Below are 23041 nucleotides of genomic sequence, written 5' to 3'. Positions count from 1 at the left end.
CCTTAGTATTCTGCTAGTTCTCGCATTTTTATTTGTATTTTGTCAGGATTCATCATAAATTCATCTTCTAACGGTGGAGAAAATGGCATAGATGGTACATCTGGTCCTGCAAGACGCATAATTGGCGCATCTAAATCAAACAAGCAATTTTCAGCGATTATAGCTGCTACTTCTGACATTACACTACCTTCTAAATTGTCTTCTGTAACGAGTAAGATTTTTCCTGTTTCTTTTGCTCTTGCGATAATTGTTTCTTTATCTAGTGGGTAAACTGTACGTAAATCAACAACTTCAATGCTTATATTTTCTTCGGCAAGCATGTCAGCGGCTTGAATACAATAATTTACACATAAACCATAAGTGAAAACAGTAATATCATTACCTTGTCGTTTAACATCAGCTTTACCAATTGGCACTGTGTAATAATCTTCAGGCACTTCTTCTTTCAATAAACGATACGCTTTTTTATGTTCAAAGTAGAGTACGGGATCATTGGATTCAATTGATGCTAATAATAACCCTTTTGCATCATAAGGATTTGAAGGAATAACAATTGTTAAACCAGGTGTAGAAGCGAAGACACTCTCGATACTTTGTGAATGATATAAGGCACCGTGAATACCACCACCAAATGGCGCGCGTATTGTTAAAGGACAACTCCAATCATTGTTAGAACGATATCTAACTTTAGCTGCCTCACTCATAATTTGATTGGTAGCTGGTAAAATATACTCAGCAAATTGTATTTCTGCAATTGGGCGTTTTCCCATCATTGCTGCACCTACACCAGTTCCTACAATGTTAGACTCTGCTAACGGTGTATCGATGACACGTTCGCTGCCATATTTTTGTTGCAGACCTAATGTAGCACCAAAAACGCCACCTTTTAAACCAACATCCTCACCTAATATAAATACATTGTTATCTTTGTCCATAGCTTGGTCCATAGCTTGATGAATAGCTGCTAAGTAAGTTAATTTAGCCATTGTTGACGCTCCCTTCTTCATAGACATAACTATAAGTTTCTTCTGGAGATGGATATGGTGCTTTTTCTGCTTCTTTTGTTGCTTGATTGACAATCGATTTATGTTCTTGCTCTAAATCTTCTAACCATTGTTCGTCGATGATGCCTTCATTTAATAAAAATGCTCTAAATGATGCATTACAATCTTCTGTTTTCAAGCTATCTAACTCTTCTTTAGAGCGATAGCCACTGTCATCATCATCAGAAGAATGTGCTGTCATACGAGTACACATTGCTTCGATGAGTGTTGAGCCGCCACCATTTAACGCACGTTCCCTTGCTTCTTTCATTACCTTATACATTGCAATTGGATCATTACCATCAACACGTTCACCGTGAATACCGTATCCGATAGCTCTATCAGATAATTTTTCCGCACCGTATTGTAATGACTCTGGCACAGAAATAGCATATTTGTTATTTTCAATAACACAAATAAATGGAAGTTTGTGAACGCCTGCAAAATTAAGTCCTTCATGAAAGTCTCCTTGGTTAGAAGTACCTTCACCTAAAGTTGCTAATGCAATATTAGCTTGTTTATCCATTTTTAATGATAATGCAGCTCCCACACCTTGTAAGACCTGTGTACCTACGGGCGAACTTTGTGATAATATGCCAATTTTTTTATTGCTGAAGTGTGCTGGCATTTGTTTACCACCTGAATTAATATCGTCACGTTTACCAAATGCAGAAAGCATTGTATCAAGAGGTGACATTCCTAAGTAAGTAACAAGTGCTAAATCTCTATAATAAGGTGCAGAAATATCACCATCTTTCATCGCTAAGCCCATACCTATTTGTGCTGCTTCTTGACCTTGACAACTTATGACAAAAGGTATTTTACCGGCACGATTAAGTAACCACATACGTTCATCTAATTTACGACCTAAGTCCATCCATTTATACATTAATTTTAAGTCTTCTGTTGAAAGACCTACATCTTTATAATCAAACATGAAATTTCTTCCTCCTTGTTAAACGTGAATTGATCGATTTTCAACCTTTAAGCCTAACTCCATTAATACTTCTGACAGTGACGGGTGAGCATGTGTTGTTAAACCAAGTTCTAATGTTGAGCCATTCATAAATTGTAACAATGATGCTTCATTGATTAATTCAGTTACATGCGGTCCTATCATATTAATACCTAATACAGTATCATGGTCTTGATCAATCACGATTTCACAAAAGCCACTTTGGTTTTTAGTATCTTCGATAACAGCTTTGCCAATTGCTTTAAATGGCACTTTTACTGCTTTAGCTTTGTAACCTTCTGCTTTGGCTTCTTCGACATTCAAACCTAACGAAGCAACTTCTGGTTGTGTATATATACATCTAGGCATAATTTGATAATTTATTGGTAAAGGCGTTTGGTCAAACATATGTTCAACAGCAACCATCCCTTCTTTAGAACCAACATGTGCTAGTTGTAATTTACCGACACAATCACCTGCAGCATAAATATGTTGGTCGGCTGTTTGTTGATAGTCATTTGTAATAATATGACCTTTATCTGTTGTTTGAATTTTTGTATTGTTTAATCCAATATCTTCAGTTCGAGGTTTGCGACCAATAGCAACTAATACTTTATCAAAACGTTGTTCAGATTCTGCAATTTTAATTTCAATTACATCATCTTGTTGTGAAATATCTTCTGCACTGAGTTGCACTTTTTCATGAAAAGTTACGCCTCGTGTTTCTAAATCTTGTTTTAGTGTTTTTGCGACAGTCTTACTTTCTGTCGGTGCGATTCGCTCACCTGCTTCAATAACAGTTACGTCTACACCAAAATCTGTCATCATCGATGCAAATTCTAAACCTATAACACCTGCACCAATAATTGCTAAATTTTGAGGAAGATTTTGTAAGTTAAGCATATCGTCACTCGAAAGAACAACTTGATGATCAAAAGGTAAAAATGGTAATGATAGAGGATCAGAACCAGTAGCGATTAATACATTTGAGTTTGGTATTAATTCCGATTCCCCATCTTCATATTCAACGGAAATAGTACCACTTTGTGGTGAAAATAGAGATGGTCCTAATATACGACCATTTCCGTTAAATACGGCAATTTCATTGTATTTCATTAATTGTGAAACACCATTATGCATTTGTGATACGATTTCTTGTTTTCTCTCTTGTATTTTTTCATAATTAAGCTTAAATGAATCAACATCTACACCAAAATCGGATGCATGATTAATTGTGCGCATCACTTCTGCTGATTTGAGTAAGGCTTTAGTTGGAATACAACCTTTATGTAAGCATGTTCCCCCTAATAAGGAATTTTCTACTATAGCAACTTTTTTACCTAATTGAGTTGCTCTTATTGCAGCAACATAACCTGCAGTTCCTCCACCTAAAATTACTAAATCATATTGTTCTTTTGACATTATTTGTGCTCCTAACTAACATTTATTGACGTGACATTTCTTTTTTATCGTAAAATACAAGGAATGTGTAAACAATCAAGTTACCGCTAAAATCAACATATGTCACTTTGAATGAGTACATAGTGATTTTAGCAGTATACAAAATGTATGTCTTTGTGTAATTTCTACTTTTGTTTTTTATATTAGTTATGTAAACATTTTCGTTTTATTATGTTTACAGTTTAACTTATTTTATTAATTTATAAAAATGATAGCAATTAAATTAATTTTGTTATTGCTTTTTGAGTCTTAAACTAAAATATAATGAATCTAACATATTGCTTTTGCTATCAGCTTTTGAAGTGGCAACGATTGGAAAATTAGTACCTAGTACTAAACTAACGACAGAAGCGTCCCCGAAATATGAAAATGACTTATATAGTGCATTTCCTACATCTATATTAGGCACAATCAATACATCAGCATCACCTGCTACTGGGGATTTTATTGATTTTCTTATTACGCTTTCCATACTTATAGCATTATCAAAAGCGAGTGGTCCATCTATTAATAAATATGGTCTTACACTTGTTGAAAAGTGTTGTGTTACTTCTTGTGCATCAACAGAAGAAGTGACTTGTGAGTCCACACCATCTACTGCAGATAACATAGCTACTTTTATTTTGCTATATCCTAAGTTTTGAGTGAATGTTAAAAGGTTATCAATAATTTTTATTTTATCAGACACTGTAGGATTGTTATTAATGGCCACATCGCTTAATAATAACATCTTATGGTACTTTGGTATATTAAAACAAGCTACATGGCTTAATATCTTATTGTTAAGTACTAATGATGGATATTGGTTGAGGAATGATATCAATTTTGTTGAATCAATATTCCCTTTCATCAATACTTTAATTTTACCGTTAATTAAATCGCTGGCAACAGTCTGAAACAAGTCAATTTCATTATCTAAAATTTGCGTAGATATACGTAATAAATATTGGGTATCAATATCAAAAGAACGCAATAACTCAGTTAAATCTGTAGTATCATACAGGTAAATATTTACGTTCGTTGTTTTTAGAGCTTCAATTGCGACTGACATAATTTTCTCGTTATTGGGAAAAATGATTGCGACATTACCTTCTAAAGACGAAGTGTTTTGTACTAAATGTTGATATTGCATTACATTCAACACCTTTCAAGTGTATTAATAATACTCTCATTGGCATAGTGTTGGTTAGTATTTAACGATTTTGTTCAATCATTTCTTTTGCATTTTGTCTCGTGATTTCAGTTACATTAGCCCCAGATATCATACGAGCTACTTCATCAATACGTTTATCATCTGTTAGTTCAGTGACTTTTGATGTTGTTCTATCTTCATGTGCGACTTTACTTATAAGTAAATGATGATCACTCATTGTTGCAACTTGTGGTAAATGGGAAATGCAAATGACTTGTATATGTTGTGCAATTTCTCGCATTTTTTCTGCCATTTTTTGTGCAGCCTGACCGGAAACACCTGAATCGACTTCATCAAATAAAATTGCAGTTTGACCACGTGATTTAACAAATATACTTTTTAAAGCTAACATAATTCGGGATAATTCACCACCGGAAGCAATTTTATTTAAGCTTTTTAACGGTTCACCTTTGTTAGGGCTTATTAAAAATTCTACAAATTCTATACCTTCTATGTTCGGTTCATCTAATGGTTTAAAAGAAATTTCCAAATTAGCATCTTTCATTTGTAAATTTTGAATTTCCGCTACAATATGATCACGTAATGTTTGTGCTACAGCTCTACGTTCTTGTGATAGCGCCTTACCTTTAGATAATACTTGTTGATATAAGGATTGAATTTCTTCTCTTAACTGTGAAGTACTCTCTTCATAATTTTCTATTTTATTAATTTCGTTTTCTATTGTTGTTTGATAACGTATTAGTTCACTAATATCTTTACCATATTTTCTTTTTAAATTATTTAGTAAGTTCATACGTGACTCTAACTCGTTCAAATATTGTTCATCAAATTCAGTATTTGACAATTCATCATAAATTTGGTGTTTAGCATCTTCTAATGTGTAGTAAATTTGGTCCACATTTTCTTTTAGACTGTCATATTTGTTCGGTAATATATCATTAATAGTCTGTAATTGGTGGCTAAATTCATATAATCTATCTGTGATAGCATGTTCATCAGTTAAAGTCATATGAGCATTATTCAATGCTAAGTTTAGATTTTCAGAATTTTGAATACGTTTAATATCCATCTCTAATTGCTCTGTTTCACCTTCAACAAGGTTCGCTTCTAACAGTTCATCATTTTGAAATTTCAATAAATCTAAACGTTGTAATAATGCTTGATCTGCACTTTCCAAATCATGCAACTCTTTCTTTTTAGCTTTGTAAGCTTTAAAGGTCTGTGTATAATCATCAATTAATGATTTATACTGATCCTCTGCATAATGATCTAATAACTGTAGATGGTATTTTTGTTTAAGTAAAGTTTGCGTTTCATGTTGTCCGTGTATATCTAGCAATTCTTGCATCACTCTGCGTAAGTCTTGTAACGTAACAATTTGATTATTGATTCTACACATACTTTTGCCAGAGCTGAAAATTTCTCGTTTAACTAGTAAAAAATCTTCCGTAGTATCTATAGCTAAATCATGCAACACAGCTATAGCTTCTTGACTATTATCAATATCAAAGATACCTTCTATAACCGCTTTTTTCTCACCGTGACGTACATAGTCAGATGAAGCTCTCATACCAATTAACTGGCCTATAGCATCAATAATAATTGATTTTCCAGCACCAGTTTCACCACTAAGTACAGTTAAGCCATCACCAAATTGAATTTCTAATTCATCAATGATGGCAAACTGTTTTATTGATAAGGTTTGCAACATTGTAAAATCACTTCCCTCTAACTATAATAAATTAAAGATTCTAGTTTTAATGTTTTCACTTGCCTCTTTATCACGACAAATAATCAAACAAGTATCATCACCACATATAGTACCCAATACTTCATCCCAAGCAATCTGGTCTAAAATTGCTCCAATTGATTGTGCATTACCAGGCAGTGTTTTAAGCACTAGTAAATTCTCTGTTCCATCAATGTTGACAAAAGAATCCATTAAATAGCGCCCTAGCTTTTCTAAAGGGTGGTATTTGCGGTCATTTGGTAAACTATAAACATATTGTCCTGTAGGCGTTGGAACTTTAATTAATTGTAATTCTTTAATATCTCTTGAAACAGTCGCTTGCGTAACATTTAATTCATATTCATTTAAGCGTTTAACAAGTTCATCTTGCGTTTCAATTTTTTCATTAGAAATAATTTCTCTAATTTTAATATGTCTAACTGACTTTTTAGCCATGATAACACCTCTATATACGAATATTTATACATTGATTTTATCATACAGCGATATTATCTACTACTAAGAATGTATATATAACTTGGCAATTTAGTTAGATTCTTTACTGGCCAGTGTTTCTACCTGAAATAGTTGCTAATATAAATAAATTAACTGTATAAATATAAAATTGTTGTTACGGTTAAATAAAAATAAAATAGGTTGGAATAAAAGTATATTAGTAATGGCTATATTGTAATACCATTATAATTGCTACAGTAATATACTTTATATCACAACCTATTATTAACTAGTGATCTCGATTAACGAATAGTTCAATGATATATTTCAAATTGGATGTATCATATTGTTGCTCAATTTGAGCTAAACAATCATAAGCAGCATCGGTGTGATGTTGTAGTTTTTCTTCAGCACCGTCTAATCCTAATAATGAAACATAAGTACTCTTGTGATTTTCTAGATCACTTCCAACAGACTTACCTAACTTTTCTTCGTCGCCATATATATCTAGCAAGTCATCTTTAATTTGGAACATCAGTCCAATATGATCACTATATTCATACAATGCATCAGCAACATGATTTTCTACCTGTGCAATGTCAGAAGCAGCCATGACGGCAAATGTAATTAAGGCACCTGTTTTAGTTCTATGAATTTGTTCTAACGTAGCTAAATCAATTTGTATTTCTTGATTTTCGCTTTGCATGTCTAATGTTTGTCCGCCAACCATTCCTAAATGACCACTTGCTTGTGACAAGCGTTGTATTAATTTCAGTTTAACAGAGTCAGATAGTGTTTCGTCATGCGATACGACATCGAATGCTTTAGTTAATAAAGCGTCTCCAGCTAAGATCGCTTTCCATTCACCATAAACTTTATGATTAGTCAGTTTGCCTCTGCGATAATCATCATTGTCCATTGGTGGTAAGTCATCATGAATTAATGAATAAGTATGAATCATTTCTAAGGCGAGTGCCGGTGATAATCCTTGTTCATGGTTACTAGTCAACATATCTAATGTTAATAAAAGTAAAACTGGGCGAATACGTTTGCCTCCAGCTTCCAATGAATAACTCATACTTTCTTCTAAGTTAGTTGATAAAGGTGATTGTGGTATTATAACTGCTATTGCATTATTAATTTCTTCAGTGAATGTGTTAACTTTTTGTTTCATTATCTTGTTCCTTTACTTCTTCGTCTTCTTTAATTAATTCATTGACTTTTTGTTCTGCATTTTTTAATGTTTCATCACAACTAGCAGAGAGTTTCATACCACGCTGATATAATTCTAATGACTCTTCTAAAGATACGTTCTCATTATCTAACTTTTGAACGATTGTTTCTAGTTCTTCCATCATTTCTTCAAAACTTTGTTTGTTACTCATCTTTACACCTAACTTTCTTTACTTGAGCCTCAACGATACCATCTTTCATTGTTAATTCAATATTATCATTTTCTTTTAAATCTTGTGTACTTGTAATTACTTGTTCATCTTTATTTACAATTGTATAACCTCGCAACATTGTGTTAGTTGGACTTAAAGTATTAAGATTATCCAATTTACTCGCAAGTGTTGTTTTTTTGTTATGGAGCTGAGCGTGAATAATTTTAGTTAATTCTTGTTGTTTTTGAAGCGTTTGATTACGATGTGTCACAATATTTTGTTTAAAAGTTTTTAAATTAAATTGACCTTTTAACAATGATAATTGTTGCTTATTATTTTGTAACGTTAGCTGCATATTCAATTTTAATTGTTTCTCTAAATCATCACGCTTTTGAATTTGCTGGTCATAAAGTAATGATGGTGTTTTAAATTTATAATAAGAAGCTGTATGTTCTAAATATTTACGTTGTTGTTGAACATGTTGTTTAATATTTCGTGTTAAAAATAATTTAACTTGGCGAAGCTGTTGATGCAATTCGTATTGATCGGGTGTAGCGATTACCGCTGCCTGTGTAGGCGTTGCTGCCCTAATATCAGCTACAAAATCACTTAAAGTAAAATCAGTTTCGTGTCCTACAGCAGAAATAATGGGCTTAGGACAATTAAATATTGCTTTGACAACTTCTTCTTCATTAAAGTTCCACAAATCTTCTATAGACCCGCCACCTCTACCAATGATGATAGTATCTACATCTAATGATTGAGCGTATTGAATCTTTTCAATGATATCTTGTTTAGCTTGTTCCCCTTGAACTAATGTACTGATTTGTACTTGCTCAGCAAGAGGATATCTATTATTAATCGTTGAATAAATATCACGGATTGCTGCACCTGTACTTGCTGTGAGAACAGCTATTTTTTTGGGGTACTTTGGTATCTCTTGTTTATGCCGTTCATCAAAATAACCCGCTTCAGATAATTTTTTCTTTAATGCTTCTAGTTTTTGATATAAATTTCCTACGCCATCCATATGCATTTTATTTACATATATTTGATAGTTTCCTCGACGCTCATAAACAGAGACACGCGCCTCAAGTAATACTTGGTCGCCTTCCTTAGGTGTAAAATCTAGCTTTGCTGCAACGCCTTTGAACATCATCGCATTAATCACACTATTCTGGTCTTTAACATTGAAATACAAATGTCCGCTAGAATGCTTTTTAAAGTTGGACAATTCGCCTTTGATTAATACAGATTGTAAATGAGGGTCTTGATCAAATTTATATTTAATATATTTTGTTAAAGCAGAAACACTTAAATAGTCAGCCATGTTATCTACCACTCTTTTACTCAATATTACTTAATACACCATTAATGAATTTATAATGATCATCATCACTAAATTGTTTTGCCAATTCCACAGCTTCATTAATAACTACTTTTTTAGGTGTGTCACTTTGTAATAATTCAAAAGTTGCCATCCTTAAAATAATACGATCTGTTTTTAACAGTCTATCTAAAGTCCACTCTTTTAAATGGGGTTGGATTTTATCATCTAATACCGTTTCGTGATCTTTAACGCCTGTTACTAGCCAAGTAATAAAGTCGAAATCTAAGTCTTCATTTTCGTCTTTAATAAAGTTTATTGCCTCATTAATCGTCAGTGTATTATTTTTAATTTCAATTTGAAATAATGTTTGGAACGCTTGTGTTCTCGATTCTTTTCTACTCATTGTTAACTCCTTCAAGTGTCATTCTTTTATATCTACGGCTCAGTCACTAAATAACCTACTATTTATTATTTCCTTTGGCTGCAGCGATATGCGAAATGTGAATATTAATTTGCTTCGGTTCAATTGCAGTCATTGTAGTTAAAGCGTTATAAATAGCGTTTTGAATAGCTTTAGCTGTTTCAGAGATATTTACACCTTGTTCGAAAGCACAAAAGACATCGATATATAAATCTTCATCTTTAATTTCAATTTGGATTCCTTTATTTAATTGACGTTGCGTAATTTCATCAAAATTCGCATTTCTCAATTCTTTAAAATGACCATGTATACCTTTAATTTCAGATGTAGCGATACTTGCTGTAACTGCAAGTACCTCTGTTGAAATTTCTATATTTCCTAAATTAGACTGTGCATGTCCTGCAACTTTTACCATAAACAAACCTCCTAGTCTGTTTCTTCATCCATAATATTATGCGTTTCTAAGAATTTTGTATTAAATAAACCACTTCTAAATGTTTCGTTATTTAACAAGCGCATATGGAATGGAATTGTCGTGTCAATTCCTAAAACTACAAATTCTCCTAAAGCACGTAATCCAGTCATAATTGTTTCTTCTCGTGTAGGTTGATGTACTATAAGTTTAGCAACCATAGAATCATAGTATGGCGGGATTGTATAATCCGTATAACATGCAGATTCAATTCTAACTCCAAAGCCACCTGGCGTTAAATACTGTGTGATTTTACCTGGAGATGGCATGAAATTTTTGTATGGATTTTCTGCGTTGATACGAAATTCCATTGCGTGACCATTTATAACAACATCCTCTTGTTTGAAAGGTATCGCTTCGCCCATGGCCACTTTTAATTGTAATTTAACTAAATCGACGCCTGTGACCATCTCAGTTACTGGATGTTCAACTTGGATACGTGTATTCATTTCCATGAAATAAAAATTATTACTATCTAAATCAAAAATAAATTCAATTGTACCCGCATTTTCATAGTTAACTGCTTTAGCTGCGCGTATAGCTGCTTGTCCCATTTCCTCGCGCTTATCTTGCGTTAATATGGGTGATGGTGCTTCTTCGACTAGTTTTTGCATACGACGCTGTATTGTACAATCACGCTCACCTAAATGAACTACATTGCCAAACTTATCGCCTATGACTTGAATTTCTATGTGTCGGAAGTTTTCGATGAATTTTTCTAAATATAAACCCCCATTACCAAAAGCAGTTTCTGCTTCTTGTTGTGTCATCTTATAGCCATTTTCTAATTCTTTTTCATCACGAGCTACTCTGATGCCTTTACCGCCACCACCAGCGGTAGCTTTAATAATAACAGGATAACCTATTTTTTCAGCAATATCTTTTGCATCATCGATAGATTTAATTAATCCTTCGCTACCAGGAACAACTGGAACATCAGCTTTTTTCATTTCTTCTTTAGCAATGTCTTTAATTCCCATTTTTTGAATTGATTCATAATTAGGACCTATGAATTGCAATTGACATGCTTCGCATAATTCAGCAAAGTCTCCGTTTTCAGCTAAAAAACCGTACCCAGGGTGTACGCCATCACAACCAGTTGAAGTTGCAATAGAAAGAATATTTGCGATGTTTAAATATGAATCTTTGGATTGTGTTGGTCCAACGCAGTATGCTTCATCTGCTATTTGAGTATGTAATGCGTCTTTATCGCCTTCAGAATAAATAGCTACTGTTTGTAATCCTAATTCATGACATGCTCTAATAATTCTAACGGCAATTTCTCCGCGATTTGCTATTAAAATTTTATTCATTATTTCACCTTAAATAACGGCTGGCCATACTCAACCATTTGACCGTCTTCAACTAAGATTTCAGTAATTTCCCCGGTAACTTCAGCTTGAATTTCATTAAATAATTTCATTGCTTCTAAGATACATACTGTTGTGTCATTTGCTACAGTATCACCAACTTGTACATAGGCGCTTTCTTCTGGTGAAGGAGATTTATAAAATGTCCCTACCATTGGTGCATTAATTGTTTTCGCATCGCTATCATTAGATGTAGTTGTGACATCCGTTGATGCACTAGGTAGTGTTGCCGGTGTTTCAGCTGGAGCAACTGATTGTTGAACAGGTTGTTGTGAAATTTGTGGTGTAATGATTTCAGTTTCTTTTTCTTTTTTAAGATTAATTACATTACCTTTATCTTCAATATTGATTTCAGTAAGACTTGATTGATCTAAAATTTCTATTAATTCCTTTATCTCTTTAAAATTCATAAATATAACTCCTTCAGAATGTTTTCATCTACCATGCTTATTTTACTTGACTAAAAAACGCAATTCAAGTATATGCACGTTGGTATTGCGTATATTAATTATTTTATCATTTTAATTTACATTTTTGTGTATTTATATCATAAAAATAAAAAGCGAGTCAGAAATCATATAAGGTGAAATGATTTCTGACTCGCTGAGTGTAGACTTGATACTCAGATAGAGTTTATTACTATTACACTAACATAAGCGCTTGTCTGTCGTTTAGTTATTATCCAAGATTCGTTATTGGCTTAGCCTCTTGAAATATAACTACCATCGCTTGTATTGATTACCAAAATGTCACCTTCATTAACGAATAAAGGTACGTTTAAAGTGTAACCTGTTTCAACAGTAGCAGATTTAGTAGCTCCTGTTGCCGTATCTCCTTTGATACCTGGTTCTGTTTCAGTCACTTCTAATTCAACTGTTTTAGGTAATTCTACGCCAATAGTTTCACCTTCATAAGTTTGAATTTGGACTTCCATGTTAGCTTTTAAGTATTTTAGTTCATCTTCTAAATAATCAGCTGCTAGTTCTATTTGGTCGAAAGTTTGATTGTCCATAAATACATGCATGTCACCATCTGCATAAAGGTATTGCATACGACGGTTTTCAATCATCGCTTGCTCAACTTTTTCACCCGCTCTAAAGGTTTTTTCTTGGATAGCACCTGTTCTTAAATTACGTAATTTAGAACGCACAAACGCTGAACCTTTACCTGGTTTTACGTGTTGGAAATCAATTACTTTCCAAATACCATTATCTACTGAAATTGTTAAACCTGTTTTAAAATCATTAACCGAAATCATTCAGTTTCCTCCTCAAATATACGCTCTTCTATAAAATAATAAGGTCTTTTGTGGAATTAGTAAAGCGTTGACAACCATTTTCTGTGATTAAAATATCATCTTCGATACGTACGCCACCTAATCCGTCTATATAAATGCCGGGTTCAATTGTAACACAATTATTAACTTGTAAGGCACTGTCTGTATTTTTTGCTAAAACTGGCCCTTCATGTACATCTAAACCGATACCATGTCCAAGTGAATGACCAAATGCCTCACCATATCCTTGCTTGGTAATGTAATCACGGGCAACCGCATCTAATGCTTTACTAGAAATACCAGCTTTAGCAGCTTCTATAGCTTTCTGATTTGCAGCTAATACAATGTTATAAATTTCTTTAAGTTTTGGATTAGGTTCTCCAATAGCAAATGTTCTAGTAATATCTGAAGCATAACCTTGATAATATGCCCCGAAGTCTAAGGTAATCATATCTCCTTGTTCGATAATTTTGTCGCTTGCAACGCCATGAGGCAAGGCACCACGATGTCCAGATGCAACAATAGTAGAGAACGATGTTCCTTCAGCACCAAGCTCTAATAATTTACTTTCTAATTTAGCTTTTAATTGTTGTTCCGTCATACCACTTTTGGCTACTGTTAAAATGTACTCATACGCTTGGTCTACAATATTCGCAGCACTTTGGATAATTTCAATTTCTGTCGGGTTTTTAACTTCTCTAATTTTTTCAATTGCGCCACTAATACTAATTAAACTAACGTAAGATTTACTGAGTTGTAAATACTCATCATAACTTACTAAATTTCCTTCAAAACCAATGTTTTGTAAATTTAGTGTGCTTATTTGTTCTTTTAGAGATTGAATGAGACTGTTTTGTCGATTAATTATATGGAATGCTGGTGCTTCACTTGTTGCTTGTTCAATATAACGGAAATCAGTAATCAAATACTGGTCCTCTTTTGTGATAAGTAACGCCCCGCTCGTACCAGTAAAACCTGATAAATAGCGTCTGTTATATTCAGATAATACAATGACACCATCTAAATGTTTTTGTGCAATAAAGGATCTTAATTGTTCAAGTTTGTCCATGCTGAATCCCCCTATTCAATAAATTTGTACATTTTCTTTATATACATTAAAATGATAGCATAAATAATATGATAATAAATAGTTTTTGAATTAGGAGAAAATGATGAAAAAGAAAATAATATCAATTATTGGCGCATCATGTATACTCGCGGGATGTGGTAGTCAAAATCTAGCGCCATTAGAAGAAAAATCGACTGATTTACGAGAAAAAAATCATAATTTAAAATTAGATATTCAAGAACTAAACCAAAGTATAACTGATCAAAAAGCTAAAATTGCTGATTTGAAGCAAGATAAAGCAAATATGAAAAAAGCTAAAAGTAATGAAAAGCGTGTTAATTATATGAAAGCATCATCAAAATATTATGATGATATTGCTAATGTCATTAGTGACTATAATTCACTTGAACCAGACTTAACTAAAAATAAAGCCGATCAGAAAATACAAAGTAAATTAGACAAGTTAATTAGTAATACTGATAAAGCATACGCTACATATGAAGGCAAGGTTGATACTGATGACATGTCTTCAGATGCAAAAAGTAAGCACAAAAATATAAAAACACTTAATAAAGACTTATCAAAAGCTTTAGCTAAAATTAAAGAGGGATACAGTGCCAAAGATAAAAAGAAATTAAAAGCAGGGCAACAAGACTTAACTGAAGTAAGTATTAACGAACAATAACTTACATGAAAGGAGCATAATAGCAATGATGAAGCAGATTTTATTTTATTTTGTCATAGCGGTTGCACTATTTGGACTAATTATGAACTTAGATATGTTTATTTTTAGTTTCGTGCAAATGGTTATTAGTTTAGCCATATTAGGTGGGATTATTTATTTAATTTATTATTTTTTCTTTTTAACACCAGATCAGCGGAAATATAAACGAGCAGTTAGAAAATCTAAACGTCATAATAAACATTAATTACAACTTGCAACATGCTATAAAATAAAGGGCTGAGTGACAAGTAGTAACATAGCCTCAAAACGTAGATAAACCCTTCGCATTAATTTGCGAAAGGTTTATTTTTATTTATATAAGTTATTCACAATAGCACGTTCCGCAGACTATAGGCTAAGGCAGTGCCCGGGAAAAGCGTGCATAAAAACTGCCAACAAAGTCAGAAGATTTGTCGACAGTTTTAGACTATCAATAACTGAATCGTTTAATTAACAGCGTATTAAGTTATTGTGCAGATGCATATGAAGCTCATTATTTACGATAATTCCATTCATCAGATTTATATTTTATTATTAATTCATCTACTTCTTGTAATTGTGATGGCGTAAGTTTGAGTGGTTTGAATTCAATATCTAAACCTTTTTTAAAGCCAGCTTCAAATGCTGATTCCATTTCAGCAATAGAAATATGACGTTCTGCAATATCATTGATTGCTACAGCTTTATCGACAAACGCTTGTTTCATTTTATCTTTCAAGCGATCATTTTTAAAAATAAACAAGTCGAAAAGTTCATCAATATCAACATCTTGTAATAAAGAACCGTGTTGTAATATAACACCTTTTTGACGAACTTGTGCACTACCGGCAATTTTTCGCCCTTCTACTACTAATTCATACCAACTAGGTGCATCAAAACAAACAGCGCTACGTGGTTGCTTTAACTTTTCTCGCTCTTCTTCGGAACGTGGAATTGCGAAATATGCATCAAATCCTAATAATTTGAATCCTTCAAGTAACCCTTCAGAAATAACACGATATGCTTCTGTTATTGTACTAGGCATGTTAGGATGTGATTCAGGAACAATAACACTATAAGTCAATTCCTTGTCATGTAGTACACCTCTACCACCGGTTTGTCTTCTGATTAAACCATAGCCAAGTGCTTTGACTTTTGCAGTGTCAATTTCTTTAGTTAATCTTTGGAAATATCCCACTGACAAGGTAGCCGGGTTCCACGTATAAAAGCGTATAACTGGGTCAATTTCACCTCTTGATACAAAATTTAGTAATGCCTCATCAAATGCCATGTTATAGTAAGGATCATTACTACCAGTATTTATAAAATTCCAAGTTTCAGTCACAATAAAAAACTCCAATCAATATTAAATAAGAACATTTATTTTTGTTATCGTTTACAGAACTTTAACATTATAACAAAAATATTTTGATAAATCGTTATAACAGTCTTATAATATATATTATCGGGAAAATAGGGAGGATGCAAGATGAGTAGTTTTTGGTTTATAGCATTAGCAATACTAATTATTATCATTGTTTATATGATAGTTAACTATATGCTTAATAAAAAAGCTGTTACTGAATTAAATCAAAATGAATTTCATAACGGTTTAAGAAAAGCACAAGTCATTGATGTTAGAGAAAAAGTTGACTATGATTATGGCCATATTGTTGGTTCAAGAAATATTCCTATTACAATGTTTAAACAAAGATTTCAAGGTTTAAGAAAAGACCAACCTATTTATCTTTGTGATGCGAATGGGATTGCGAGTTATCGTGCAGCACGTACATTAAAGAAAAACGGTTACACTGATTTGTACATGCTCAAAGGCGGTTATAAAAAATGGACTGGCAAAATTAAATCTAAAAAATAATAAATTGATGGTAATAATTTTAAATGATAGAGTAATGCTCAACTAAATTAATGTAAGTAAATACTCTTAAAAATCGTTGCTAATTTTTAAAAACCCCCTGATGATACTTTAAAAGTTCATCAGGGGGTTTTCTAATTATTTTTCGCTACGTAAGTTTTCAAATTTTAAAACAGGTTTTCTCGCAGCTTGTGTTTCATCTAAACGATCAATAATAGTAGTATGTGGTGCTTCTAACACTTTATCCGGATCATTTTTAGCTTCTTCAGCAATTTGAATCATAGAGTCACAAAAATAGTCTAAAGTCTCTTTGGATTCGGTTTCTGTTGGTTCAATCATCATGCCCTCTTCTACGTTAAGTGGGAAATAAATTGTTGGTGGATGTACACCAAAATCCAATAAGCGTTTCGCCATATCTAATGTTCGAACACCTTCAGATTTTTGCTTAGAACCACTTAGAACAAATTCGTGTTTACAATATTGTTCATAAGGAATTTCAAAATGATCTTTTAAGCGTGCTTTAATGTAATTCGCATTAAGTACGGCTGCTTCTGAAACTTCTTTCAAACCTAAATTACCCATAGTTCGAATGTAGGTATATGCACGTAAATATATACCAAAATTACCATAAAACGGTTTAACACGACCGATGGAATTTTCAATATCATTATCATATTTGAAAGTATCATTTTCTTTTACGACCATTGGTTTTGGTAAAAAGCTTGCAAGTTCCTTTTTAACGCCGATAGGACCAGATCCTGGACCACCGCCACCATGAGGACCAGTGAACGTTTTATGCAAGTTTAAGTGAACAGCATCAAAGCCCATGTCACCAGGTCTTACTTTATCCATAATGGCATTTAAGTTTGCTCCATCATAATACAATAATCCACCTGCTTCATGAACAATGTTGCGGATGTCCATAATATTCTTTTCGAAAATACCTAAAGTATTTGGATTCGTTAACATAATAGCAGCTGTATTTTCATTAACTAAACGCTTCAAATCTTCAACATCGACTTCTCCACGTTCATTTGATTTAACAGTGACAGCTTTAAAACCTGCAAAAGCAGCTGATGCTGGGTTAGTACCGTGTGCTGAGTCTGGTACTATTACTTCATTACGATGACCTTCACCATTTTTTTGATGGTATGCTTTAAAGATCATTAAAGCCGTCCATTCACCATGAGCGCCTGCTGCGGGTTGTAATGTAACTTCATCCATACCAGTAATTGCTTTCAGTTCTTCTTGTAAATTATGAACAATTTCCAGTGAACCTTGTACTTGATCTTCTTCTTGTAATGGATGTGATTCCGCAAATCCAGGTATTCGTGCCACTTTTTCATTGATTTTTGGATTATATTTCATCGTACAAGAACCAAGTGGATAAAAACCTGAATCGACACCAAAGTTTTTATTAGATAATTCAGTATAATGACGCACTAAATCTAATTCAGCTACTTCAGGGAATTCTGCTTTGTTTTTTCTAATGAACTTATCATCTAAAAGACGATTAACTGCATCATTATCAATTTCTTTTTGCGGCAAGGAATAAGCATATCTATCCTTTTTAGAACGTTCGAATATTAATGGTGTTGATTTACTTACTACCATTGAGTTCACCTGCTTTCTCAACAAATGTATCTATTTCATCTTTTGTTCTTAACTCAGTTACTGCAATTAACATATTTTGTGCTAAGTTTGAATCTACTTGGCCTAAATCGAAACCACCAATGAAGCCTTCTTCAGCTAATAATTGGTTAATTTCTGCGATTGGTTTATCAAATGTTACAACAAATTCGTTAAATGATGTACCTTCTGCAACTTTAAAACCTTGTGCTTTAAATTGTTCTTTTGCATAGTTAGCATTTTCAAAGTTTTGAACTGCGATATCATATATGCCTTGTTTACCAAGTGCTGACATACATATTGATGAAGCCAGTGCATTTAATGCTTGGTTTGAACAAATGTTTGAGGTTGCTTTGTCACGACGAATATGTTGTTCACGTGCTTGTAATGTTAATACAAAGCCACGGTTACCATCATCATCTTCTGTTTGACCAACTAAGCGACCAGGTATTTTACGCATTAATTTTTTAGTTGTTGCGAAAAAGCCACAGTGTGGTCCACCAAATTGTGCTGGAATACCGAACGGTTGCGTATCACCAACAACAATATCAGCTCCAAAAGTACCAGGTGGAGTTAATAAGCCAAGTGCAAGTGGATTCGCATAGACAATAAACAATGCTTTTTTAGATTCGATAAAGGATTGAATTTTTTCCAAATCTTCAATAGAACCATAGAAGTTAGGATATTGTACTGCAACTGCAGCAGTATCATCATCTATTGCTTTTTCTAATTTATCTAAATCTGTAATAGTACCATCTAAATCAACTTCTACAATTTCAAACTCTTCACGTGTTTTTACATATGTTTTCAACACTTGTAATGCTTGGTAATGCATGCCTTTAGAAACGACAATTTTATTTTTTCTAGTTTGGTTGAAGGCTAAAATACATGCCTCTGCAAAACTTGTCATTCCATCATACATAGAAGAATTGGCAATATCCATATCTGTTAATTCACAAATTAACGTTTGGAATTCAAAAATAGCTTGTAATTCCCCTTGTGATATTTCAGGTTGGTATGGCGTATATGCAGTGTAAAATTCTGATCTAGAAATCATAGCATCAACTACAGATGGCGCATAATGATCATATACACCGGCACCTAAAAATGATGTATGTGTTTCTTTAGTGACGTTTTTACTTGCGATTTGACTTAACTTTCTAAATAATGTTGTTTCCGGAACAGCATTAGCAATTTGTAATTCGTCGTTTAATAAAATATCTTTAGGTACATCTCCAAATAATTCATCAATGGACTTCGCACCTATAACATCTAACATTTCTTGTTTATCTTGTTCAGTTAATGGAATATAACGATGACTCACTTTGTACACCCCTCAATACTATTTTGAAATTTGATTTTTTTTAACGATTTTAGCTTTAACTTGTCTCTTTCTAACCTGAACCAATACTTCTTTATCTAATTCAAATTCGCTTCTCTCAATTAATGCTAAAGCGATTGATTTACCAGAAAATGGAGATTGCGTACCCGAAGTTACTTCACCAATTTCATTATTATCCAGGTCATATACTTTATAACCAGTTCTTGGAATGCCTTTATCTATCATTTCTAATCCAACAGCTCTGCGTTTAGATCCATTTTCTTTTTGATCTTTTAATACAGATTTCCCTATAAAATCAGCCTCTATTAATGGCTTAGCCGCAAAAGCAATTCCAGCTTCATATGGTGTGATTGATTCAGTTAGATCTTGACCATGTAAAGGTAAACCAGCTTCCAATCTTAGTGTATCTCTAGCACCTAATCCACAAGGTACTACATTGTTATCAATAAGGTTATCCCATATTTCTACAGTATCTTGTGCTTCACAATAAATTTCAAAACCATCTTCACCGGTATAACCTGATTGTGAAAGAATTACATTTTTACCAAAACAAGATACGTTTGTTTTGAATTCAAATGGTTTCATTTCGGATACGTCAATATCTACATGCTCCTGTATAAGTCCACGTGCCTCAGGACCTTGAACTGCCAATTGACCATATTGGTTTGATACATTCGTTACTTGAGCATCAAAATCTTGTGCATGTTGTTGCATCCATTCAAAATCTTTATCTGTATTACCTGCATTGACAACAAGTAAATAAGATTGGTCAGCTAATTTGTATGTTATTAAATCATCAATAATGCCACCATCCTCATTACATAAAGCAGTATATTGTGCTTTTTCTGTAGTAAGCTGATCGGTATCATTTGAAAGTAGGTATTGAACCAATTGGTCAGCTTCTGGACCTTCTATTAGTACTTCTCCCATATGACTAACATCAAATAATCCTACCGCAGTTCGAACAGCATTATGTTCTTCTTTAATACTAGAAAACTGGACAGGCATTGCCCAACCACCAAATTCTACAATTTTAGCTCCACTGTCCACAAATGTTTGGTACAATGGCGTTTGTTTAAGATTACTAGACATCAAGATACCCCCAATTAAATATTTATTAAAAAAACAGGATAGCTAAATAAGCTACCCTGTCTCATTATTCAGGAACGCGTCACAGTGTTATCCTTTTGCCTGAGAGTTTCGTTAAACTTGCACCTTCGGCGATGACGTTTATACATTGTCATTCTCTCCAACACTGATCAATCGCTAATCAAACTTTGTATAATTTCACTCTGTAAATCACAAAGTTTTTGATTACTATTAACTTTTTTGAATGCGATTTCATTATATCTTGAAACCCTAGATAAATACAACCATTTTAATTCAGGAAATGTTTTGTTATTCGCGTTCGGTCGATTTTCGTCGGATTTCACACGTTCATATAAAACCTCTAATTCACAATCTAACCAATAAACATATTTTACTTGTTTCAACAATTGGAGCGATTGTTCACCTTCAATAATACCTCCACCAGTAGCAATAATATCGTACTGTTCGAGACATTGTTGTAAATAAAATGCTTCTAATTGTCTAAAAACAGATTCACCATCTGACTCGAAAATTTCTGGGATGGTTCTTTGTTCTTGTTCTACAATATAATGATCTAAATCAATATATGTGTAATTATTAGCTTTTGCCATGTACTGACCTAATGTTGTTTTGCCAGTACCCATAAATCCTATTAATACTATTGGCGTTAAAGCACTATTCATGAATGAAATCTTCCTTTTATATGTGTTTTTCAATTTGGGAATCATAATATTTTTCTATATTATTTAAAGTTTTAAGTTTTAAACTATGATGAATTAAATAGAAAGATATTAAAGATAAATATAGCATAAAAAACCCGGCAACAAAAGAGGATAAAAACCCTTTCATACTATAAATAGATTGTTTTTTCAAAATATTCCCCCTTTTCTACTAATTTTAAATGTATTGCTAAATGATGGGTTGCTATTGTTGCTACACGAAAAGATAATACATTATTCAATAAAATAATATATCCGGTATCATTTACTTGTTTAATAACTTTTCCATTTTTATAACTATAAGAATATGTTTGATTTTTCGAGGTTGCTATTGAAAATTTCTGGGGATGAATAATTGTTAATTTATGTTGTGAAGTAACGATAGATTGAGTGATATCACGTGCAAATAATTCTAGTTCTATATATTGTGTAGAGGTGTAATGTGAATTAAATAGTACTGCTTGTTTGATAAGTAATGGGAGTAAATGAGCAGCAATTGTTAAAATCAACATCGTAAATAGCATTTCGATAAAACTAAAGCTTTTTATTCTTATATTCATAGCAAAGATCTTCTTTCAAACTGTGATTCTTAATACACACGTTTTTTAAATGATAGGTAATTTTATATTGAGCAATTGTTTTAGACTTTTTATCAATAGTCTTGGATAAAGTTAAATCATAAAGTAAAATTCTTTTAGCCTCTAGTTTGTTCAATTGATTTTGAAGTGTAGTTTCTAATTGATAAGTTAATGGAATAATTTCGAGGCAAAGCGTCATGATTAGTGAAAATGTTAATAAACTATCCAGCAATATATTACTCTTTAACTTTTTCATATCTAATAGTCCCTTTTTCAATATTAAATATTATTCGAAAAAGTTGCTGCTGTAATTTAATATATAATGAACCAAATTGATGTGTATTACCATGTTTATCAAATGTCAGGTGTTTTAAATTAGTTTTAGGATGGATGAAACCATTAGTAATTAGTATGGGTTGATATGATGTATTTTGCATATCCATCATAGATATTTCTTGATTATATGGTTTGAAAAACATTGTTATAGATTGGTTTTCTTTAATTGCTTTAGATTTAAAATAGTAAAATTTTAGAATCAACTGCTGAATTTGATTGTCACGTGTATAAACGCTGTGTGTGTCATGTAGAAATTTCATTTGCATATACAATATAATCGCAATAATTGATAAAACAAATAACATTTCAATATAAGTAAATGCGTGCCTAGCTAGCAACAGCTTCACCATTAGTAATTGTAATATTTGCACCGGATTTACATTGTTTTTGATTCTCTTTAATATACCCCTCTCGAACAAGGTCATCTATTGTTGCTGGTGCTTGATTATTTTTTAATGTGTATGCTTCTATTTGGCTATCGACCATTTTTAATTGTGCTTTACAACCTGTATTTTGTATATGCTTTGATTGTTTTGCAATATTAGGGATTATTAGTATGAGTAATAAACTAATGATTAATAGTACGAGTAACATTTCTATTAATGTAAAAGCTTTTGTAACAGTTCTTTTATACATTTTTTCATATTTACTC

At 32.6% G+C, this 23041-nt stretch carries 26 protein-coding genes and 1 riboswitch; of the genes, 3 read left to right on the top strand and 23 right to left on the bottom strand.

Going from position 1 to position 23041, the window contains the following annotated elements:
- Window positions 1-2 precede the first annotated feature (2 nt).
- The 15 genes from CD036_RS01840 to CD036_RS01770 all read right to left on the bottom strand — a co-directional run bounded on the left by CD036_RS01840 (window position 3) and on the right by CD036_RS01770 (window position 14120).
- Window positions 3-986, bottom strand: coding sequence for an alpha-ketoacid dehydrogenase subunit beta (locus CD036_RS01840; RefSeq protein ID WP_103387872.1), 984 nt, complete (start codon window positions 984-986; stop codon window positions 3-5).
- Entirely contained in the window at window positions 979-1980 is a 1002-nt protein-coding gene (locus CD036_RS01835; RefSeq protein ID WP_002509731.1) for a thiamine pyrophosphate-dependent dehydrogenase E1 component subunit alpha, read from the bottom strand. Before CD036_RS01835 ends, CD036_RS01840 begins: the two co-directional genes overlap by 8 nt.
- 18 nt (window positions 1981-1998) lie before the next feature.
- A complete protein-coding gene (gene lpdA / locus CD036_RS01830) occupies window positions 1999-3420 on the bottom strand; it encodes a dihydrolipoyl dehydrogenase (protein WP_103387871.1) in 1422 nt (473 codons plus the stop codon).
- Window positions 3421-3691: 271 nt separating this feature from the next.
- The gene (locus CD036_RS01825; protein ID WP_103387870.1) at window positions 3692-4591 is read right to left on the bottom strand and encodes a phosphate acyltransferase; all 900 of its coding nucleotides are present in this window, start codon (window positions 4589-4591) and stop codon (window positions 3692-3694) included.
- A 61-nt stretch (window positions 4592-4652) separates the two neighbouring features.
- Window positions 4653-6323: a DNA repair protein RecN gene (gene recN, locus CD036_RS01820; RefSeq protein ID WP_002509734.1), complete on the bottom strand. Its 1671-nt coding sequence runs from the start codon at window positions 6321-6323 to the stop codon at window positions 4653-4655.
- A 21-nt stretch (window positions 6324-6344) separates the two neighbouring features.
- Window positions 6345-6797 carry a transcriptional regulator AhrC/ArgR gene (gene ahrC / locus CD036_RS01815; RefSeq protein ID WP_002509735.1) on the bottom strand — a complete coding sequence of 151 codons (453 nt, stop codon included), beginning with the start codon at window positions 6795-6797 and terminating at the stop codon, window positions 6345-6347.
- Window positions 6798-7086: 289 nt separating this feature from the next.
- Window positions 7087-7971: a polyprenyl synthetase family protein gene (locus CD036_RS01810; protein ID WP_002509736.1), complete on the bottom strand. Its 885-nt coding sequence runs from the start codon at window positions 7969-7971 to the stop codon at window positions 7087-7089.
- Window positions 7955-8182, bottom strand: a complete 228-nt coding sequence (locus CD036_RS01805; RefSeq protein WP_002509737.1) for an exodeoxyribonuclease VII small subunit — start codon at window positions 8180-8182, stop codon at window positions 7955-7957. Before CD036_RS01805 ends, CD036_RS01810 begins: the two co-directional genes overlap by 17 nt.
- On the bottom strand, window positions 8175-9512 hold the full coding sequence (xseA, locus tag CD036_RS01800) for an exodeoxyribonuclease VII large subunit (protein WP_002509738.1): 1338 nt from the start codon (window positions 9510-9512) through the stop codon (window positions 8175-8177). Before xseA ends, CD036_RS01805 begins: the two co-directional genes overlap by 8 nt.
- A gap of 16 nt (window positions 9513-9528) precedes the next feature.
- A complete protein-coding gene (nusB, locus tag CD036_RS01795) occupies window positions 9529-9915 on the bottom strand; it encodes a transcription antitermination factor NusB (RefSeq protein WP_002509739.1) in 387 nt (128 codons plus the stop codon).
- A 58-nt stretch (window positions 9916-9973) separates the two neighbouring features.
- On the bottom strand, window positions 9974-10348 hold the full coding sequence (locus CD036_RS01790; RefSeq protein WP_002509740.1) for an Asp23/Gls24 family envelope stress response protein: 375 nt from the start codon (window positions 10346-10348) through the stop codon (window positions 9974-9976).
- Between the two features lie 11 nt (window positions 10349-10359).
- Window positions 10360-11718, bottom strand: a complete 1359-nt coding sequence (gene accC, locus CD036_RS01785) for an acetyl-CoA carboxylase biotin carboxylase subunit (protein WP_021459936.1) — start codon at window positions 11716-11718, stop codon at window positions 10360-10362.
- On the bottom strand, window positions 11718-12185 hold the full coding sequence (gene accB / locus CD036_RS01780; RefSeq protein ID WP_002509742.1) for an acetyl-CoA carboxylase biotin carboxyl carrier protein: 468 nt from the start codon (window positions 12183-12185) through the stop codon (window positions 11718-11720). Before accB ends, accC begins: the two co-directional genes overlap by 1 nt.
- Before the next feature lie 290 nt (window positions 12186-12475).
- Complete coding sequence (efp, locus tag CD036_RS01775) at window positions 12476-13033, bottom strand: elongation factor P (protein WP_002509743.1); 558 nt, start codon at window positions 13031-13033, stop codon at window positions 12476-12478.
- 28 nt (window positions 13034-13061) lie between these two features.
- The gene (locus CD036_RS01770; protein WP_021459934.1) at window positions 13062-14120 is read right to left on the bottom strand and encodes a M24 family metallopeptidase; all 1059 of its coding nucleotides are present in this window, start codon (window positions 14118-14120) and stop codon (window positions 13062-13064) included.
- Window positions 14121-14223: 103 nt separating this feature from the next.
- On the opposite strand from CD036_RS01770, the gene CD036_RS01765 reads away from it, so the two are divergent.
- Together CD036_RS01765 and CD036_RS01760 are read left to right on the top strand one after the other, a co-directional pair.
- Window positions 14224-14805, top strand: a complete 582-nt coding sequence (locus tag CD036_RS01765; protein ID WP_103387869.1) for a hypothetical protein — start codon at window positions 14224-14226, stop codon at window positions 14803-14805.
- Window positions 14806-14833: 28 nt separating this feature from the next.
- The gene (locus tag CD036_RS01760; protein WP_103388013.1) at window positions 14834-15049 is read left to right on the top strand and encodes an SA1362 family protein; all 216 of its coding nucleotides are present in this window, start codon (window positions 14834-14836) and stop codon (window positions 15047-15049) included.
- 288 nt (window positions 15050-15337) lie between these two features.
- Here CD036_RS01760 and lipM read toward each other — a convergent pair whose 3' ends face one another.
- Window positions 15338-16168: an octanoyltransferase LipM gene (gene lipM, locus CD036_RS01755; protein ID WP_002509747.1), complete on the bottom strand. Its 831-nt coding sequence runs from the start codon at window positions 16166-16168 to the stop codon at window positions 15338-15340.
- A gap of 144 nt (window positions 16169-16312) precedes the next feature.
- Between lipM and CD036_RS01750 the strand changes: the two genes are divergently transcribed.
- The gene (locus CD036_RS01750; RefSeq protein WP_021459932.1) at window positions 16313-16699 is read left to right on the top strand and encodes a rhodanese-like domain-containing protein; all 387 of its coding nucleotides are present in this window, start codon (window positions 16313-16315) and stop codon (window positions 16697-16699) included.
- Window positions 16700-16834: 135 nt separating this feature from the next.
- Here the strand turns inward: CD036_RS01750 and gcvPB are convergent, their stop codons facing one another.
- The 7 genes from gcvPB to comGC all read right to left on the bottom strand — a co-directional run bounded on the left by gcvPB (window position 16835) and on the right by comGC (window position 23025).
- The gene (gene gcvPB, locus CD036_RS01745; protein WP_002509749.1) at window positions 16835-18310 is read right to left on the bottom strand and encodes an aminomethyl-transferring glycine dehydrogenase subunit GcvPB; all 1476 of its coding nucleotides are present in this window, start codon (window positions 18308-18310) and stop codon (window positions 16835-16837) included.
- A complete protein-coding gene (gcvPA, locus tag CD036_RS01740; RefSeq protein WP_002509750.1) occupies window positions 18297-19649 on the bottom strand; it encodes an aminomethyl-transferring glycine dehydrogenase subunit GcvPA in 1353 nt (450 codons plus the stop codon). The genes gcvPB and gcvPA overlap by 14 nt, the downstream gene beginning before the upstream one ends.
- Before the next feature lie 18 nt (window positions 19650-19667).
- Entirely contained in the window at window positions 19668-20759 is a 1092-nt protein-coding gene (gene gcvT, locus CD036_RS01735; RefSeq protein WP_021459931.1) for a glycine cleavage system aminomethyltransferase GcvT, read from the bottom strand.
- A 77-nt stretch (window positions 20760-20836) separates the two neighbouring features.
- A riboswitch (glycine riboswitch) is annotated at window positions 20837-20930 on the bottom strand.
- A complete protein-coding gene (locus CD036_RS01730; RefSeq protein ID WP_002509752.1) occupies window positions 20927-21439 on the bottom strand; it encodes a shikimate kinase in 513 nt (170 codons plus the stop codon). It overlaps the preceding riboswitch by 4 nt.
- A gap of 167 nt (window positions 21440-21606) precedes the next feature.
- A complete protein-coding gene (locus CD036_RS01725) occupies window positions 21607-22035 on the bottom strand; it encodes a ComGF family competence protein (protein WP_103387868.1) in 429 nt (142 codons plus the stop codon).
- Between the two features lie 254 nt (window positions 22036-22289).
- Window positions 22290-22727 carry a competence type IV pilus minor pilin ComGD gene (gene comGD, locus CD036_RS01715; protein WP_103387867.1) on the bottom strand — a complete coding sequence of 146 codons (438 nt, stop codon included), beginning with the start codon at window positions 22725-22727 and terminating at the stop codon, window positions 22290-22292.
- Entirely contained in the window at window positions 22717-23025 is a 309-nt protein-coding gene (gene comGC / locus CD036_RS01710; protein WP_103387866.1) for a competence type IV pilus major pilin ComGC, read from the bottom strand. The genes comGD and comGC overlap by 11 nt, the downstream gene beginning before the upstream one ends.
- Window positions 23026-23041 lie beyond the last annotated feature (16 nt).

The organism is Staphylococcus arlettae (genome assembly GCF_002902345.1).
Classification (GTDB): Bacteria; Bacillota; Bacilli; order Staphylococcales; family Staphylococcaceae; genus Staphylococcus; species Staphylococcus arlettae.
Note: the sequence above shows the minus strand (reverse complement) of the source record. Positions and strands in the feature narration are given on the sequence as shown.